This window comes from Brevibacillus borstelensis (genome assembly GCF_037834415.1).
In the GTDB taxonomy this organism is placed as follows: Bacteria; Bacillota; Bacilli; order Brevibacillales; family Brevibacillaceae; genus Brevibacillus; species Brevibacillus borstelensis_A.
On record NZ_JAUMSJ010000105.1, the window covers coordinates 1 to 896 of the forward strand.

The following is an 896-nucleotide window of genomic DNA, read 5'->3' on the forward strand; positions in this document are numbered from 1 at the left end:
TTATTAAAGTAGGTATTGCGGTCGTCAACCCCGCCATCAAACATTCCAACAATAATGGAAGACTTGAATTCATCGCTAGGTGATTTCGGCATTGGGATTTTTGTTAAGCTGCGGTTAACATCTGGAATTCCTCGAAATCTAAGGGGATGGGCTGTTCTAATGGGATTAAAGAACAATATTTTTTGAAGGATTTCCCTATTTACGAACAGACTCATAAAAAGAGGTCCAGGATAATAACTTCGCCACTTAAACTTCTCTGGGTTACCGCCGAATTTCTGATACAAAGAAACAAACTTGTCTATAACTTGCTCTTCCAAATCACCAAATGGATGTAATACAAGCTCAATTCTCCCGGATTCCCAATCGTCATCAAAGCTTTTAAGTAACTCGGTGTTATCACCAAAGAAAAAGTCTTCGATAAGTAGTACCTCATCAACCAGTCCCTTCGGTAAAAGTCCCTCTTTTTGATGAAGTTGTCTTTCGAAATATTTTAAGGAATCTTCGGACATTCTTAAAAAAATATGTTTACCAATAACTTCTTTTGGTTGGTTTTTTTTATCAAGGATAGTCGTAGTCCATTTTTTAGAACCTATATCAACTGCCCCCGCATGGCGAATCAATGTATTAGGATGAAAAGACTTCGCAGTAAACCCAGGAAGCATTCTTAAATTTAATACAACTTCATTTACTCGAAACGGCTCATTCACGTTATCTAAGGCATCCTTAATGTCTTTAATATTGGTCAATATCTTATTCCTCGCCTCTTCAAACGTAGGAAGGTTTTTTTTATTTATAGGGGGACCCGGTTTTGATTTTTCCGGTGTAACATAATGCTCACCGTTACCAAGTATCGGTAAGAATCCGTCCATCACTTATTCCGCTCCTTTTCATCCTTG

1 pseudogene is annotated in these 896 nt (G+C 37.7%); it reads right to left on the bottom strand.

The window, feature by feature from the left end:
• Nucleotides 1-872, bottom strand: a pseudogene (locus Q3F21_RS27160) (hypothetical protein); the annotation flags it as partial.
• Between the last annotated feature and the right edge of the window lie 24 nt (nucleotides 873-896).